This window comes from Bradyrhizobium sp. LA2.1 (assembly GCF_040547725.1).
Classification (GTDB): domain Bacteria; phylum Pseudomonadota; class Alphaproteobacteria; order Rhizobiales; family Xanthobacteraceae; genus Bradyrhizobium; species Bradyrhizobium barranii.
Map to the genome: position 1 here is coordinate 80,160 of NZ_JBEPQI010000018.1, position 16,378 is coordinate 96,537.

Below are 16,378 nucleotides of genomic sequence, written 5' to 3' on the forward strand. Positions count from 1 at the left end.
TCGTTTGACAGGAGCGCCCGATGCCCGTTGGACTGCTGGAGGTCGTAGGCACCATCGATGTCAGCCAGTTCTGGCCGGAGGGCCGGTCGGACGCCGACACCACCAAGGTCGTGGTGAATGTCGCCCCAGACGCGATCCGCTTCCGCAAGAACGATTCGGTGCCGTTCCAGCCGACCCACGTCTTCGAGGGCGCCAAGGTCAAGGGCCGGACCGCGTCGGCGCCGATCAAGAACGGCAAGCTCACCATTCGCCTTCAGGGCATCGACGCGCCCGAGCTGCATTATCAGCCCTCGCCGCTCTCGGCCGCCGAGAAGAAGGGCCTGAGCGACGCCAAGCGGCAGGCCTATCACGAGGTCACACACCCCTACCGGCAGTTTCTGGGCGCGACGACGAGCAAGGCGCTGCATGACTTCCTCAGCAGCGCCGGCGGGCCGACGCTCGCCTGCCGCGTGTTCACCCATGTCGATGCGCCGAACGAGGTGTTCGACACCTATGGCCGGCTGGTCGGCGACATCGAGGTGACGGTCGCCGGCAAGACCATCGACATCAACCACTGGCTGGTCGAACAGGGCTTTGCCTATCCAACCTTCTACTCTTCGATGAACGACGACGAGATCAAGGCCTTCCTCGCGCTCGCGAAGCCCGCACGCGCGCAGAAGCTGCCGGTCTGGAAGCATCTCGCCAAGACGATTCCCGCTTTCGACTTCGACCTGCGCGAACCCAGGAAGAACGAGACCGACGTGCTCGCGACGGACAAGGGCCCGGTGATCCTGCCGAAGCTCTATCGCCGCTACACCAACTGGTCGGCGCGCAAGAAGGCGAAGGTGACGAGCCAGACCTTCCAGAAATTCTTGGGCGAAGGCTCCGGCGGCAAGCCCGACACCTGCTACGAGATCGACGACTTCCTGACCAACGGCGTGCACTCGGCCACGCCGCGCAATTTCGCCGACTTCGTCGAGGGCGGCAAGACGATCAAGTTTCAGCCGGAGGGGCTGGTGTTCGGCGAGGCGCCGTCGAGTCTCGTGGGGGCGGACGGCAAGCCGATCACGACGTTCTGAGGACGCGCGCGGCCGACCGGGATCAACGGCGTTTTGTCGCAGATTGCTGCCGGCCGTGAGCTCGCACGTTCAAGCGCCGCTATTCTCCTGTCGTTGCAGGCATTTCCGGCGGCCGACGCCGGCCGATCAAAGACCGCTCGCGCCAACGGTTAGAATCTGCCACTACACAACCATAGATTTTTCGTCTATTTTCCTGGTCGCGGCGATTGCGGAGCGTCCTCGGTGAAGTCCGAGTGACCCAAGAGGCCGGCTCTCAAAGCGAGCTGGTGGATGAGAGGAAGATCAATCCGGCGGAGCCGCCTGCCCGTTCTCTCGGCCGGCCGGCGCCGCAGTCAAGCGACAAGGAGAACGGCATGCTGGTTCGACAGAACGTGTGGGAGCTTGGCGGCGACTGGGCGGATCCGATTCTCTGGTACGCGCGCGCGGTTGGCGCATTGAGGCCGAAGCCGCTCAACGATCGAACCAGCTGGCGCTTCTGGGCCGGCATGCACGGCTATCATCAGGGCCTGTGGGAGTTCTACGGCTACAAGGCGCCTGCCGAGCAAGTTCCTGCCCAGGCCGACTTCGACGAGTTCTGGCAGCAATGTCAGCACGGCAGCTGGTATTTTCTGCCGTGGCACCGCGGCTATCTGATCGGATTTGAGAAGCTCATTCGTTCGACCGTCGTGACGCTCGGCGGGCCGCCTGACTGGACCTTGCCCTACTGGAACTACTTCAAACCCGGTCAGGATGGCTTGCCGCCGGCATTCGGCAGCCCGGACTGGCCAGACGGCACAGGCAACAATCCCCTCTTCATTGAACAGCGGTGGGGACCCGGCGATCCGTCGAAGCCCGGCAAGGTCTTCGTCCCGCTCGATGCCGTGAACCTGGATGCGATGGACGTTCACGAGTTCACCGGTGTGGCAAGTGGCGGCGACCGCGGCTTCGGTGGCATCGACACCGGCTTCGAGCACGGCGGCACCAAGCATGGCGACATCGAAAGTCAACCGCACGACCAGGTTCACGGCCTTGTCGGCGGCGAGAAGATGTTCCCGGAGGCGAGCACGAGGCCATTGCCGGGACTGATGTCGTCACCGGTGACGGCCGGTCTGGATCCCATCTTCTGGCTGCACCACGCGAATATCGATCGGCTGTGGCAAAGCTGGAGGCAGAGCGATTCCCAGAACACGGATCCGGAAGAAGCCAGCTGGAAGAAGGGACCTGCCAGCCTCGGCCAGCATAAATTTGTCGTTCCTCTCCCCGACGGCTCGCCGTGGGAGTACACGCCGGAACAGATGTCGGACTTTGCCGGGGTGGGCTATACTTACAGCGATTTCTCGCCGGCAGGCGCGCCATTGGCGGCCGTCGCCGGCAGGACAGCGACATCATCCGGAGCGGTCGCGATGGCGAGATCGACTGGAGCAACAGTTGAGGTGCTTGGCGCCAATGCCCAATCGCTTCCCGTCGCAGGGAAAGGTGCCGAGACCTCCGTGCAACTCGATGCGCGTACGCATACGAAAGTTGCCGCCAGGCTGGCTGCGGGCCCCGCGCCCGGGGCGCGCGCGGAGCAGGTCTTTCTCAATCTGGAGAATGTGCGCGGATATTCCGACGCCACCGTGCTGCAGGTGTATCTGCAGTTTGCGGGGAAGGACGGCGCGCCGTCCTTCGAGCGGCAGGTCGGGAGCATCGGGCTCTTCGGCATCACCAAGGCGACGGAGAGCGATACCGGGCACGCGGGAGACGGCTTGTCGTACGCGCTGAACATCACCAAGCCCTATTCGGAGTTCGCCGGTTCGGGCAATGCCGATCCCGCAAAGGTCGGCGTTCGTCTCCAGGCCGTCGCGCCGGTGCAGCAGTCGGCCGACGTGAGTGTCGGCCGCATCAGCATCGTCCGACAGGGCGATTGACGGCCGCTCATGACGCCCGCGGCCTACGAGCGTCTGCAAATCCGTATTCCGCTCACCGTCGCGGCAGCCGCCGCGTGGGCGGCCGTCGTGGCGTTGTCGGACCAGCGCAGGCTCGTCGCCTTCTGCAACAGCGATGTCTGGCCGGCACTGTCGCTCGATCAGCTCGCCCTTGCCATGACGTTCTATTCGCCGACAACACTCGCCGGCGAATGGATGCTGATGGTCGCGGCGATGATGACGCCGATGCTCGCGGGCGCTCTTGGGCACGTGCGTGCGCGAAGCCTGCCGCGTCGACGCATGCGGTCGATGGCGCTCTTCATGATCGGATACTGGTCCATCTGGGCTGCCTATGGCGTTCCCATCGTACTGGCCGTGCTGGCGCTGCAACTGATGCAATCATCATCGATCGTCACGATCGCATTGGCGGGATCGCTCGTCCTGGTCTGGCAATTCTCCCCCGTGAAACAGATCTGCCTGAACCACTGCCACGACCAGCCGCCGCTGGCGGCGTATGGGATCAGGGCCGACTTCGCTGCTCTCGGATATGGCGTCATCCAGGGTATCTGGTGTTGCGGAGCCTGCTGGGCGCTGATGCTCGTTCCGTTGGCGACGCAAGGCGGGCATTTGCCGGCGATGGCCGCGACCAGTGCATTCCTGATTGCCGAGCGCCTGGACAAACCGCGGCGCCCGGCCTGGGAGTTGCGATGGCCATCGACCGCCGCCAGGCTGCTATGGTTCAGGCTCGGCCTTTGGCGACGCTCGGAGAGCGCCGGAGTGAAGGCAACCTGATCGGTGCCGACGGCACGCGCGACGACGCGATTCCCGCAGGCGACCGGGCAAACTTTGCCGGCGACACCGCCGCACCGGCAATTTTTTCAAGCTGCCGATGAGCGCGACCCCGGAAACATCGGAAAATCCAATGAAAGGATCTGGCACGCACGTTGCTTGCCCTTCGCGATCGTCTTGAGGGGCCGAACATGCAAGTCACGCCAGGAGCATCAATCTTCGGCTACCAGCCTGCAAAAGCCGGCTCAGCGACCGGTGCATCGAAGCCGCCGGTGACCGACAATGGCGGGCTCTCGCAAGCAAGCGAAGATGGCGCATCGGGCGACAGCAGCGTCGTGCAGGAGTTCCTGAAATACGCGAAGATGAATCCCTTCGACCGTATGCGGGCCGGCATTCTGAAGAGCATGAATCTCAGCGAGGCCGACCTCGCCAACATGACCCCGGACCAGAGAGCGGCGGTGGAGCAGAAGATCCGGGACGCCATCGAAAAGGAGTTGGAGAAGAAGGGCCAGCAGCCCGGCAGTCTGGTCGACCAGTCCGCGTAACGACCGCGCATCACCAGTGGAATGTCGCGCCTTTTCCAATCTCGCAATCGAATGCCGTATCCTTGAGAACGGCGTCATTGACGGCATCCAGGATCATCGTGCGCGCTTCGATCCTGCCGTTTGGGTGCACCCTGAACGACAGGAATTCCCTGACCGCCTTGTCCGGTCTCACCGTGAAATGGGTCGTCGCGAAAGCGATCGTCCCGTCAGGCTGGATCATGTATCCGTCAAACCGCATGCTCGCCTTGACCGGAGGTCCCGCCGCGCCCGTGCCGCGAACTTGACAGGCTGAAAGGTCGACGAGCATGCGAAATTCCTTGCCGTCGACGATCGCCTTGTTCAGCGCCGCATAGTCGGCATTTCCGGGTTCGTCCGCGATCGCGGGGTGCGTCCAGAAGCTTGCTACGATCGCCAGAGCGGCAGCGCAGTTGCGCAGATCATTCGACAAATGTGGCTCCCAGGGATTGAGGCTCTAGCCGGCTCCCGACTCGAACTTCACCGCCTCATGATTGGTGATGACCTCTCGAACGACCAGGGCATGCAGCTTCCGGGTGAAATCCGGATCGAGCCCGCTCTGTGCGGCGAGGATGCGAAGCCGCTTCAATTGCGCCGCTTCGCGTCTGGGATCCCGGGATTCCAGTCCATGCCTGGCCTTGAGCTCTCCGATCGCATCAGTACAGCGAAAGCGTTCTGCGAGCAGGTGCACCATCGCTGCATCCAGATTGTCGATGCTGCGGCGCAGCCTGGCGAGATCGCCGGCAAACTCCTGGTCATCATCCGTCATCGATCGGCACCTCCAGGCAGCGCCGCGGCGGACAACCCGCCCTTCTGCAGAATGAAGCCCGCGATCTCGTCGACACCTTGGCCACTCTTCAGATTGGAGAAGATGAACGGTCGCGCGCCTCGCATCCGCCGCGCGTCCGCTTCCATGATCTCCAGGTTCGCGCCCACCATGGGAGCCAGGTCGATCTTGTTGATCACCAGCAGATCGGATCGCATGATCCCCGGTCCTCCCTTGCGCGGAATCTTCTCTCCGGCGGCGACGTCGATCACGTAGACGGTCAGGTCCGCAAGCTCCGGGCTGAAGGTGGCGGCGAGATTGTCGCCACCCGACTCGACGAAGCAAAGCTCCGCGTCCGGAAACTCCAGGTTCATTTCGTGGATCGCCGCCAGGTTCATCGAGGCGTCCTCCCGGATGGCCGTATGCGGACAGCCGCCCGTTTCCACCCCCATGATGCGCTCTGCCGCCAATGCCTGCGCACGCGTCAGAATGAGCTGATCCTCCTTGGTGTAGATGTCGTTGGTGATGACGTAGATCTCGTAGAAATCGCGCAGGTGCTTGCACAGCGCCTCGACCAGCGCCGTCTTTCCGGAGCCGACCGGACCGCCGATGCCGACGCGTAGCGGCCCGTTGGTTGCCGGAATGCCGGGTGTGCGGAGAGACCTGCTCTCGCGTTCAATCGTCTTCATGACCGAAACAACCTCGTATATTGGAGCTCGTGTGCGATGGACGCGAGCTCAACCATCAGGCCCGCCGAACCGAGATCGTCGACCGTCTCACGGCTTGCGATTTCACTGCGCGACAGGATCGGCAGCTCGAGCGCCGCGATGGCGAGCTGACCATCGGTTTGACCGAGAGGCACCAATCGCACGCCCGCGCTCACCAGATTGGCGATGTAGCTGTGCAGGAACGCCGGCAGCGCGATTTCGACGGCAATCCGCTCGCGCGCCGCTCGCGCTCCGAGCAGGACAGCCAGCACCGGCGGACATTTCGGGTCGGAGAACATGTCCAGAATTCGATCCGGCCAGACGCTGCGAAGGGTCGTAAGGCACGCCGACGATTGCTGGGCGGATTCGAGCACGAATTCGGATGTGCCGCGGGAGGCGGCGGCGAGTTCGGCCAGCTCCGGCAGCTGGTCCTCGGCGCCCTCGGCCACGCACCTGTAGGCTTCGCTGAAGAAGATCGCTTCGTTCCGGCCGGAGCCGTAACAAAGGTCGGCCTCGAGCCATTCGATCAGGCTGCGCCGATCGGAGACATAGCCGGCCTCTACCGCCCACTCCAGTCCGTGCGAGTAGCTGTAGGCCCCGTTCGGGAACGACGGCGAGAGCCAGCTCTGCAGCCTCAGGAACGCCAGCGCCTTCTGTCCATAAGTCTGGTCTGTCATCGCACCACCATGCCGGCAACGCGTCAGTACATGAAATAGCGCTGCGCCATCGGGACCACATTCACCGGCGGACACGTGAGCAGCCGTCCGTCGGCCCGCACCTCGTAGGTTTCGGGATCGACCTCCATGAGGGGCAGCGCGTCGTTGAGGATCATGGAATGCTTGCCGATCGATCGCGTGTTCGAGACCGGCAGGAGTTGCTTTGCCAGGCCCAGCTGTCTCGTCGTTTCGAGCGAGGCCTGACTGACGAAGGTCACGGAATTTCTGCCGGGAGAACGACCAAAGGCCCCGAACATCGGCCGGTAATATTCCGGCTGAGGCGTCGGTATCGATGCATTGGGGTCGCCCATGATCGCGGCGACGATCATTCCTGATTTCAAGACCATGTCGGGCTTGATCCCGAAGAACGCCGGATCCCAGACCACGATGTCCGCGAGCTTCCCGACCTCGACCGAACCGACATGGCGTGACATTCCCTGCACGATGGCCGGATTGATCGTGTATTTCGCGACGTAGCGCCGCGCCCTGAAATTGTCGTTCTGCTCGGTCTCCTCCGGTAACCGCCCGAACTGCTTCTTCATCTTGTCGGCGGTCTGCCACGTCCGGGTGATCACCTCGCCGACCCGCCCCATCGCCTGGCTATCCGACGACACGATCGAGAACGCGCCGAGATCGTGCAGGATGTCCTCTGCGGCGATCGTCTCCTTTCGTATGCGGCTTTCCGCGAAGGCGACATCCTCCGGAATGCGGCGGTCCAGATGGTGGGTCACCATCAGCATGTCGAGTGCTTCGTCGAGCGTGTTCGCGGTGTAGGGGCGCGTGGGATTTGTCGAGGCTGGAATGACGTTGCTCTCGCCGCAGACCTTGATGATATCAGGCGCATGCCCGCCGCCGGCCCCTTCCGTATGGGCCGCATGGATGGTCCTGCCCTTGAACGCGGCGATCGTGCGCTCGACGAACCCGCCTTCGTTCAGGGAATCGGTGTGGATCATGACCTGCACGTCCATGTCGTCCGCGACAGAGAGGCAGCAGTCGATCGATGCGGGCGTTGCGCCCCAGTCCTCGTGCAGCTTCAGGCCGCACGCGCCGGCTTCGATCTGCTCGACCAGGCCCGCGGGTAGGCTCGCATTGCCTTTGCCGAAAATGCCGAAGTTCATCGGGAACCCATCCAGCGCCTCGAGCATCCGATGGATGTGCCATGGCCCCGGCGTACAGGTCGTCGCCGTCGTCCCTGCGGCGGGTCCGGTCCCACCACCCATCATGGTCGTGACGCCCGAGAAGAGCGCCTCGTCGATCTGCTGCGGGCAGATGAAGTGAATGTGCGTATCCATTCCGCCGGCGGTGATGATCTTGCCCTCACCCGCGATGATTTCCGTCCCCGGCCCAATGATGATCGAGATGCCCGGCTGGATGTCGGGGTTGCCCGCCTTGCCGATGGCGGCAATGAGCCCGTCCCTGATCGCGATGTCGGCCTTGACGATTCCCCAGTGATCGAGGATCAGCGCGTTGGTAATGACCGTATCGACCGCCCCCTGCGCACGCGTGAGCTGCGATTGTCCCATGCCGTCGCGGATAACCTTGCCGCCGCCGAACTTGACCTCCTCGCCATAGATCGTGAGGTCCCTCTCGGGCTCGATGAACAGATCGGTGTCCGCCAGGCGCACCTTGTCGCCGACCGTGGGGCCGAACATCTGCGCATAGGCCGCGCGGCTCATCGTGTGGGACATGTCTTCCTCACCTTATTCGTTGGAGCCGGACGCATCGGTGCCTGATTCCAGAGGTCCCATCACGCCGCCGCTGAAGCCGTAGATGCGTCGCGCTCCGGCAAACGGGATCAATGAGACCTCGCGCGACTGGCCCGGCTCGAACCGCACGGCCGTCCCGGCCGGGATATCGAGGCGGCACCCACGGGCAAGGGATCGATCGAACGCGAGTGCGGCGTTCACTTCGGCGAAGTGATAATGGCTGCCCACCTGGACCGGCCGATCGCCGGTGTTGGCTACGGCAATCGATGGTCCGGTCCTGTCCCCGTTCAGGACGATGTCGCCGTCGGCCGGAATGACCTCACCGGGAATCATGCCACGCCTCCAAGCAGCAGCAGCCCGACAAGGCCGGCGCATACGCCCGCCGCGCGAAGCAAACTTCGTCTGGCCGCGTTTCCTCCCGAGAACCCGATGACCATGCCGGTCAGGAGAAGAGCGGCGGTCGCCGTCGTGAAGCCGATCAGGTAGGGAACAAGCATCGAGGCGGCTTCAGTTCCGTGGGCGTGACCATGGAAGAACGCGAACAGGCCGACGGCCGCCGCGCCCAGCATGACGGGCATCCTGAATTCGAACGCAACGAACGCTCCCAGTGCCACCACCGAGAGGCTGATCGCCGCCTCCACAAAGCCCATCTGAAGTCCCGCGCTTGCCGCGACGAAGCCGCCCAGCATCGCGATCAGAAAGGTCAGCGGCCACACCGCTCTCGCGGATCCGCCCACGAGCGCGCTCCACGTTCCCACCAAGGTGATCGCAATCAGATGATCCGCGCCGCTGAACGGATGGACGAGACCGGCGTCGAACGAGCTGCCCGCGCCCGGAATGGGATGAGCGAAGGCCGGCGCCGCAAGCAGGCTCAACGCGGCGACGCAAATCGGGATGATACGCATCATCAGCTCCTATCGGATCGGGTTGTGCACCGGGACAAGCTTGGTCCCGTCCGGAAACGTCGCCTCCACCTGGATCTCGCGGATCATTTCCGGGATGCCCTCCATGACCTGGTCGCGGCGCAGCAGCCGGCCACCTTCGGACATCAGATCCGCGACCGATCGTCCGTCGCGGGCGCCTTCCATGATGGCATCCGAAATCAATGCGATGCTTTCGGGATAATTCAGCTTGACGCCTCGCGCGAGCCGGCCGCGCGCAACGATCGCGGCGAGGGCTATCATCAGCTTGTCTCGTTCCCGTGGCGTCAGATTCAAGATGCTCCTCCCACTTGGCCGCGCTGCTAACAGGACCACATCTTCGGCACTCCGAAGGGACCGGATCCGAGCTCATGGTCGAGTTGATCGAGGAAGCGGCGCAGACCTCGCCTGAGATCCACGCTTGCAATCGCGGCGACCCGGACCACGATGATCGCGCCCACGATCGTGACGCCGCACGCGCATTCCAGCGACGCACCGATCTCGCGCAATCTCTCGAGCCGGGCCTCGAGACCCGGACCGAAATAGATCATTGTCGCGATCGCCTTCCAGTTCGAGAGCAGCGCCGTCTTCCGAAGCTGCAGGAGCGCCTGGTCGGAGGCGAGGAAGCCATCCGCCCACACCAGACGGCCGTCGACCCTGACGCGCCAACTGTCCAGGATATGTCCGGCAAGAACCTCCTCGCCGCTTTCGATGCGGCCAAGAACCAGCCACTCGAGGGCAATCAATTCGGTGCCCGAGCTCACATCGATCTCGGTCTGTCGCGCGATGCGCGCCTGGTTGAAGACGATCGTCTCTTGCGGAAGCCACGCAAGCCGGGCATTTCCCTCAGCCCTCAACCGCGTCCGGATTCGGGCAGGCCGATCCAGCGCCCGATAGACCTTCTCCGCGGCCTGCGTGGTCACCGCGACCGACGCGTTGCCTTGAGCGACTACCTCGATCCTGATCTCGTCGCCACCTGCGACACCGCCCGAGGTATTGATGAGGACCGCCTCCTTGCGCCGACGATCGTCGACATTCGGGAAGGCAACGGCCATCGGAAACTTCTGATAGACGTCGATGATCTCCGTGCCGTTTGCGGCACCGGAGAACACCACGCGAGCCTCCCCGGCAGCGCGCTGCAGATCGAATTTTTCCGTGGCGCCCTGCCCTTCGCCCGGTTGGCCGGGATGAGCCGCGGATGTCCCGCGAGAGCGCTCGTGAAGTGCTTCAAACATCCGTCTCGGGGCTCATGATTGACCGTGTGTGTCTCGCATATCGGCGAGGGAGAGGCCGGGCGCGGAACGGCAATGCCGGCCACGCCCGGACCTCATGTCGCGAAACCGGGATCAGAAACCCGCAAGACCCTGGGAGCCGTTGTACGGGATCTTGACGCTGCCGATCTCCTTCAGCGAACCGTCCGGCTGGGTGCTGTAGCTGACCAGCTTCGAGGCGTTGCCGTAGATCTGATAGAGATAGGCGCCGTCCGGCGAGATCCAGCTATCGCTGGGACCGCTCGTCACGGTCCCGTTCAATCCCCTCGCGGTGCCGTCGCCGGGAACCTTCGGGCACGCCGGATCGCACGCAATCTCCAGGCCGCCACCATTGATGCGGTAGCTGCTGATGTTGCTGTAGCCGAAGTTCGTCGCATAGATCGTGCGATCATCGGGCGCGACGGCCAGCCAGCACAGCTCGGACGGAAGGCCCGCGCTGGTGTCGATCTTGACGAGCGGGCCGATCTCGATCGAGCCGTTCTTCTCGATGGTGCAGATGGAGCATCCGTCACCGACGGCATAGCCGATCACGAACGTATTCGGACGCTGATTCAGGAACGCGATGTAGAACGGAGAACCGCCCTTCGCGTCGTAGAACCTGGCCGTGCCGAGCGAGCCGTCCTTTTGCAGGGCGAACACGGCAAGGCCGTCCGGATCCGGTGCATTCGACGCGATCGAGTGCAACGCGCCGCCGGCGCGCTGGACCCAGAGAATCGGCGAGCCGTCGGGATACAAGCCGGTGAGCGCGATCGGCTCATCGAAAGTGGTGCCGACAAGCACAAGCTCCTCGTTGGGCGAGACCACGACCATGGTGGAGACACGATTCCGCTTGCTGTACGTATTCACCGTGTATCGCTCGGGCCGCGTCTTGAGCATGCCTTCGGCATCGACCGACATCAGCCGAAGGTGATCCGGTCCGAACGCGTGCAGCACGAAGAGGGTGCGCGTCGACGGAGCGAAAGCCAGCGATTTGGCCGTGCCGCTCCTGCCCTCGACCGGGTTGCCGGTCGACTTCACGTCGAGCAGCGTGAGACGACCGTCGCTCTCCAGGCGGAAGCTCGAAACGGAATTGTCTCCGCCATTGGTCGCAAACAAAAAGCGCCGATCGGATGTAATGATGACGCTTCCTGCACCCTCGTAAGAGTTGGGCGCGCTGTCCTGGCCGCTGATCGGCTTGAATTCACCGGAGCCGGCGCCGCCCGTCTTGATACGCGCGACCTCGGCCAGCTTGCCGTCCGCCTGCCGCGTGTAGTGAATAATGGCGTTATCGATCTCGTTGGTCTGGATATAGAGATGGCCAGTCTGCCCCTTCGACATTCCCATCTCGCTCGTCGTCGCCTCTTTAGCCATCTCTCGCTCCTTTGATGATTGGCTTTGGTAAATCGAATGACTTTCGGTGACCTGCACCATCGCTATGGCTTCAACGGAGGGTATCCATGGATGTAAACCCAGTCGGACGCCCGCACGGGCACATGGCACGCCTGGCATTGCGCCCTGTAGTTCGTCGTCGTCGTTTTTGAGCGATCGCCAGCGTCGAACCAGGACCATCCCCAGCCGTCGCCCCACAGCGCGCTCTCCGGGTGACGGTTCGCGGAGTCCTTCACCATCACGAACCACCCCTTCAAAGCATCGGCGCGGCTGACGGTACCGGTCGTCATTTCAGAGGTCGCCGCCTTGAACACCTCCTTGACCAGCACCGCTCCGTCCGGGAAGCGCTTGTCCTTCCGATAGGCGTCGATCACTCCGGGCGAGGCGTACACGACGTGAAGCTCCTTCGAGCCGTGAGTGTCGTCTGCCGCAATCGCCCAGCTTCCGAGGATCTGATAGGTCGTACGATAGTCATCGGGCACGTGCAGATGCCCGTCGCGGTCGGCGACACTCGCACCGGTCGAAACGCCGTCCGCCGCGTTCGCCCGCAGCTGTGACTGCCTGACCGCGACCGCGATCCCAAGGATCACGACGACGGCGACACAGGCGGCTTTGAGGATTTTCATGCCGATCTTCCGCCGATCACGCGGTCACCGCGCGTCCTTGTTGTCCAGCAGCGGGTAGAACTGGGTCCAGACCTCGTCCTTCTTGGCGTTGGCGATATGGCAGTAGGCGCACTCGTCCTTCGACTTCACCTTGGCCGTCGGCGCCTTCGGTTCGTGGTGATTGAAGTTGAAATAGCCCCACCCATTGGTGTCGGCGAAGCGCTTCGAGTCCTTGACGGTCACGTCGGCGCCGTTCCACTTGCCCGGGAAGTAGCCGCGTCCCGACGCTTCCGTTCGCGAGCCATCGGCATTTTCCTGCGGCAACGTCAGCTGCAGCTCCTTGAACAGGATCGTCCCCTCGGGGAATTCGCCGGTCTTCTTGTAGATCGCGTACGAGCCCGGCTCGATATAGACGTTGTGGAATTCCGGGAAGTTCGCCTGTCCGCCGTTGAGGGCATTCGGCGTCAGCGGCGAGCCGACATAGACCCACTCGTGGAAATTCTTCGGCAGGAGCAACTGCCCGTCTGCGGTATATTCCGGCAGATAGCGCGTATTGCTCTGGGCATTGCTATCCTTGAGCGATCCGAAGAACAGGATCGTTGCGACCGCACTGCCTACGATGACCGCCGCTGCTGCCTGGACTCTCACACGCATTGTCTTCTCCCGCGACTGCGGCCGAACGCGCGAGGCGCCGGCACGATTGACCTGTCGAGAGATGACTTAGCCAGTCGCGGAAGATCCTGCGCGCTGGGGATTGCTTCCGCTTTGGCCATCTTGATGCATTCCGTGCCGAACCTGCGATCGGTGAAGGGGTTCACGCTTCGGAAGCAAGACGCACAGCCCAATCGGCACCGCGATCGCGGCGCGGACGACCATGGAAACGACCGAGAGGGTGCAAGGTCAGCGGGTGGGGTCTGAAAGCGGGGCCGCGCTCAGGGAGCGCTCGCGGCAGATCCGGTAATTATCCTGCCAGGGACGAAGCCGCTCGAAAGCCGCGCTCGCGGCCAGCACGTCGAAGTCGGCGTTTCGCCGACCTATGATCTGCATCCCGACCGGAAGCCCGTCGGACAGACCTGCTGGAATTGAGGCTGCCGGATGGCCCGTAAAGTTGACGAAGTAGGTCAGCGCCCATCCGATCAAAGGATCTATCTCGACACCATTGATCGACTTCGGTCCAATCGTGTTGCCGTCGCTGGCGTTGTCGACCGGCGGGCACGCGACGGTCGGCGTGACCAACAGATCGAATCTTTCAAGGACGTTCTGAAAGGCATCGTAGACCTCCGACCGGACGGCCTGGTCGCGGAAGAAATCGAGCCCCGACATGCGATTGGTCTTCTCGACCCAATCCATGTATTCAGGCGGAAAGTCGTCGCGATGCTCGCCGAACAAATCGATGCCGTCGCGCTTCATGTTCTCGATCGCCTGCAGGTTCAGAAGCATGTAGAGACGCGACCAGACGTCGCTCAGCTCCCGTTGCGAGCGAACGATGCCGAGCTTCACCTCCTCGACGTGAGCACCGGCTTCCTCGAACGCCTGTACCGCGCGGCGGACCGTCGCCGCGACTTTTCCGTCGACCGGAAAGACGTCCAGATCCGGACTATAGGCAATCTTGAGGCCCCGGATCGAACGACGGGTCGCCGCGGTGAAATCGACGGGCGGCTCGATCAGGCTGAAGGGATCTCGCGGATCAGGACCGGCAAGTACGTTCAGCGCGATGGCGGCATCTTCGACCGTCCGCGTGATGGGCCCTTCGAACAGGAACGGAGAGTCGGCCACGCCGAACGCGTTGGGACGCACGAGGAACGGCACGCGTCCGAACGACGCCTTGTAGCCATACACTCCACACCAGGCGGAGGGGATTCGTATCGAGCCGCCGGCGTCCGTACCTTCTGCAATGGGTAGCAGTCCGTCGGCGACCGCCGCGGCGCTTCCTCCGGATGAGCCACCCGTGTTCTTGGCAAGATTGAACGGGTTGCGCGTGGGACCAAACAGGTAGTTGTCGCAGGTGCCCCGGAATCCCATGAGAGGGCTGTTGGTCTTGCCGAGGAACACGGCACCGCCACGCTTCTCCATGCGCTCGCAGAACACGCAGTAACCGTTCACGACGTGGTGCTTGAGCGCGCGGATGCCGCCCAGGCTCGCAGGCCAGCCCGGCTTGAAGTCGAACAGATCCTTGAGCGCCGACGGGATGCCGTGCAGTGGGCCCCACGACTCGCCGGCGACCAATGCGCGCTCGGCCTCTTTCGCTCTCGTGCGGGCGCCGTCGAAATCGAGATAGACCAGCGCATTCAGGCTCGGGTTGCGCGCTTCGATGCGCCGGATGAACGCATCGACCACGTCAACCGGCGACAGATCACGCCGCCGGATGCGAGCTGCCAGTTCGTGCGCGGTGAGGTAAGCGAGTTCGTCGGAATGCAAGGACCGGCTCACGCTCGACATCGTCTCCTCCTTCTGAACCACTTCAGGACGAAGCCGCATTTGACATTGAAACAGTTCTTGCCTGCGCAGCCGTGATTGCTTCGTCTTTCGCAATCTTGATGCATTCGCCGCGACGGCCATCGACAAGGCATCGCTCAGGGTTCATGTGCGCTGACGTGGGCTGCAGGTTACGCCGACGCGCGTTGGGACATCCTGCGCGTCACCGCACAAGGGCACGCTTCCATGGACCGACCTCCCGTTTCTCGCGGCTTCAAATCCAAACGACAGACGCCCGAAGCCGCCCGGCTGCCACCGGGTCAGTATCTGACGACCGACTTCCCGGTGCTGTCCGCCGGACCCACGCCGGAGACCCGTGTCGCCGACTGGAAGATTGCGCTTCAATTCGGCGGCTCGTTGCTGGGGAAATGGACCTGGGACGAATTCGAGGCACTGCCCCAGACCACGATCACGGTCGACATTCACTGCGTCACCAAATGGACGAAGCTCAGCACGGTCTGGCAGGGCGTCAGCTTCGACGATCTTCTTAGGGTGGTCGGGGTGAGCGAGCCCCCGGACGCCCATGTCATGGCGCATTGCGACGGCGGATACACGACGAACCTTCCGGTGGCCGACCTGGTCGCGGGAAAGGCGATGATCGCGACCCGCTATGAGGGCCTGCCGCTCGCCCCGGCGCACGGCGGCCCCGCGCGACTCCTGGTGCCGCATCTCTACTTCTGGAAGAGCGCAAAGTGGCTGCGAAGGCTCCGCTTCATGCCCAAGGACGAGCCCGGGTTCTGGGAATCGCGTGGTTATCACAATTATGGCGATCCCTGGCGGGAGCAGCGCTATGACGGCGACTGATGCGCCTCTGCAGCAGCCCAGCATCGCGTGGCAGACCGGTCGCGTGCAGGCCATCGTGACTGAGACAAGCCGGGTGAAGAGCATCATCCTGCAGCCGGCCAACTGGTCCGGGCACTGGCCCGGCCAGCACGTCGACATCCGTCTCACCGCCGATGACGGCTATCAAGCCGAACGAAGCTACTCGATCGCATCGCCTCCGGAAGAAGAACTGCTCGCTCTCACGGTGGAACGGGTCGAGGACGGAGAGGTGTCCTCCTATCTCCTCGACGAATTGCGGGTTGGCGACGCTCTCGAATTTCGGGGACCCATTGGGCGGCATTTCATCTGGAGCCAAACGCGCGGTGGACCGATTTGCCTGGTCGCGGGCGGTACCGGGATTACGCCTTTGATGGCCATGTTGCGCCACCGCAGGAGGTCGCTCGCACGCATACCGGCATCATTGATCTATTCGGCACGCAGCCTTGCCGACGTCGTGTATCGGGATGAACTCGATACGATGGCTCGCGGCGATCGCGACCTCCGCCTGGTCTATGCGCTCACCCGCGAGCATCCGAGCGACTGGAACGGACATCGGGGACGGGTCAACGAGGCGCTGCTCGCAGAGAACAGCTTTACGCGCGAGCAGAATCCCACGTTCTTCATTTGCGGTCCGACCGGGCTTGTCGAAGGCATCTCGAACATGCTCGTGAAGCTCGGCTTCGACCCTCTCGCCATAAGGACCGAGCGTTTCGGGCCAACAGGAGCATGATC

The 16,378-nt window shown here is 63.3% G+C and carries 19 protein-coding genes; 6 read left to right on the plus strand and 13 right to left on the minus strand.

Features of this window, described 5'->3' with window-relative positions; all coding sequences use genetic code 11:
* Nucleotides 1-20: 20 nt before the first annotated feature.
* The 4 genes from ABIB95_RS30140 (at nt 21) to ABIB95_RS30155 (ending at nt 4,275) form a co-directional block, all read left to right on the plus strand.
* Complete coding sequence (locus ABIB95_RS30140; RefSeq protein ID WP_166345404.1) at nt 21-1,058, plus strand: thermonuclease family protein; 1,038 nt, start codon at nt 21-23, stop codon at nt 1,056-1,058.
* A gap of 353 nt (nt 1,059-1,411) precedes the next feature.
* Nucleotides 1,412-2,944: a tyrosinase family protein gene (locus ABIB95_RS30145; protein WP_166345407.1), complete on the plus strand. Its 1,533-nt coding sequence runs from the start codon at nt 1,412-1,414 to the stop codon at nt 2,942-2,944.
* A gap of 9 nt (nt 2,945-2,953) precedes the next feature.
* A complete protein-coding gene (locus ABIB95_RS30150) occupies nt 2,954-3,733 on the plus strand; it encodes a copper chaperone (protein WP_354244693.1) in 780 nt (259 codons plus the stop codon).
* Between the two features lie 188 nt (nt 3,734-3,921).
* Entirely contained in the window at nt 3,922-4,275 is a 354-nt protein-coding gene (locus ABIB95_RS30155; protein WP_354244696.1) for a hypothetical protein, read from the plus strand.
* A gap of 10 nt (nt 4,276-4,285) precedes the next feature.
* On the opposite strand, the gene ABIB95_RS30160 is transcribed toward ABIB95_RS30155, so the two are convergent.
* The 13 genes from ABIB95_RS30160 to ABIB95_RS30220 all read right to left on the minus strand — a co-directional run bounded on the left by ABIB95_RS30160 (nt 4,286) and on the right by ABIB95_RS30220 (nt 14,788).
* Entirely contained in the window at nt 4,286-4,723 is a 438-nt protein-coding gene (locus ABIB95_RS30160) for a VirK family protein (protein ID WP_354244699.1), read from the minus strand.
* 24 nt (nt 4,724-4,747) lie between these two features.
* Nucleotides 4,748-5,059, minus strand: coding sequence for a chorismate mutase (locus ABIB95_RS30165; RefSeq protein ID WP_063980899.1), 312 nt, complete (start codon nt 5,057-5,059; stop codon nt 4,748-4,750).
* Complete coding sequence (gene ureG / locus ABIB95_RS30170; protein ID WP_354244702.1) at nt 5,056-5,745, minus strand: urease accessory protein UreG; 690 nt, start codon at nt 5,743-5,745, stop codon at nt 5,056-5,058. Before ureG ends, ABIB95_RS30165 begins: the two co-directional genes overlap by 4 nt.
* Nucleotides 5,742-6,440 (minus strand): urease accessory protein UreF, encoded by a 699-nt coding sequence (locus ABIB95_RS30175; protein ID WP_354244705.1) that lies wholly within the window; start codon nt 6,438-6,440, stop codon nt 5,742-5,744. The genes ureG and ABIB95_RS30175 overlap by 4 nt, the downstream gene beginning before the upstream one ends.
* A 23-nt stretch (nt 6,441-6,463) precedes the next feature.
* A complete protein-coding gene (gene ureC / locus ABIB95_RS30180; RefSeq protein ID WP_354244708.1) occupies nt 6,464-8,167 on the minus strand; it encodes an urease subunit alpha in 1,704 nt (567 codons plus the stop codon).
* A gap of 12 nt (nt 8,168-8,179) precedes the next feature.
* On the minus strand, nt 8,180-8,518 hold the full coding sequence (locus ABIB95_RS30185; RefSeq protein WP_354244711.1) for an urease subunit beta: 339 nt from the start codon (nt 8,516-8,518) through the stop codon (nt 8,180-8,182).
* Nucleotides 8,515-9,060, minus strand: coding sequence for a HupE/UreJ family protein (locus tag ABIB95_RS30190; protein WP_354244714.1), 546 nt, complete (start codon nt 9,058-9,060; stop codon nt 8,515-8,517). Before ABIB95_RS30190 ends, ABIB95_RS30185 begins: the two co-directional genes overlap by 4 nt.
* Before the next feature lie 39 nt (nt 9,061-9,099).
* The gene (locus ABIB95_RS30195) at nt 9,100-9,402 is read right to left on the minus strand and encodes an urease subunit gamma (RefSeq protein WP_028148889.1); all 303 of its coding nucleotides are present in this window, start codon (nt 9,400-9,402) and stop codon (nt 9,100-9,102) included.
* A 26-nt stretch (nt 9,403-9,428) separates the two neighbouring features.
* On the minus strand, nt 9,429-10,340 hold the full coding sequence (locus ABIB95_RS30200) for an urease accessory protein UreD (RefSeq protein WP_354244716.1): 912 nt from the start codon (nt 10,338-10,340) through the stop codon (nt 9,429-9,431).
* 111 nt (nt 10,341-10,451) lie between these two features.
* Nucleotides 10,452-11,726 carry a beta-propeller fold lactonase family protein gene (locus ABIB95_RS30205; protein ID WP_166105475.1) on the minus strand — a complete coding sequence of 425 codons (1,275 nt, stop codon included), beginning with the start codon at nt 11,724-11,726 and terminating at the stop codon, nt 10,452-10,454.
* Nucleotides 11,727-11,788: 62 nt separating this feature from the next.
* Nucleotides 11,789-12,370, minus strand: coding sequence for a cytochrome P460 family protein (locus ABIB95_RS30210; RefSeq protein WP_354244720.1), 582 nt, complete (start codon nt 12,368-12,370; stop codon nt 11,789-11,791).
* 24 nt (nt 12,371-12,394) lie between these two features.
* On the minus strand, nt 12,395-13,003 hold the full coding sequence (locus tag ABIB95_RS30215) for a cytochrome P460 family protein (RefSeq protein WP_208088991.1): 609 nt from the start codon (nt 13,001-13,003) through the stop codon (nt 12,395-12,397).
* Between the two features lie 246 nt (nt 13,004-13,249).
* Nucleotides 13,250-14,788 (minus strand): amidase, encoded by a 1,539-nt coding sequence (locus tag ABIB95_RS30220; protein WP_354244725.1) that lies wholly within the window; start codon nt 14,786-14,788, stop codon nt 13,250-13,252.
* 222 nt (nt 14,789-15,010) lie between these two features.
* On the opposite strand from ABIB95_RS30220, the gene ABIB95_RS30225 reads away from it, so the two are divergent.
* Nucleotides 15,011-15,628 (plus strand): sulfite oxidase-like oxidoreductase, encoded by a 618-nt coding sequence (locus ABIB95_RS30225; protein ID WP_354244728.1) that lies wholly within the window; start codon nt 15,011-15,013, stop codon nt 15,626-15,628.
* Complete coding sequence (locus ABIB95_RS30230; RefSeq protein ID WP_354244731.1) at nt 15,615-16,376, plus strand: ferredoxin reductase; 762 nt, start codon at nt 15,615-15,617, stop codon at nt 16,374-16,376. The genes ABIB95_RS30225 and ABIB95_RS30230 overlap by 14 nt, the downstream gene beginning before the upstream one ends.
* Nucleotides 16,377-16,378: the final 2 nt, after the last annotated feature.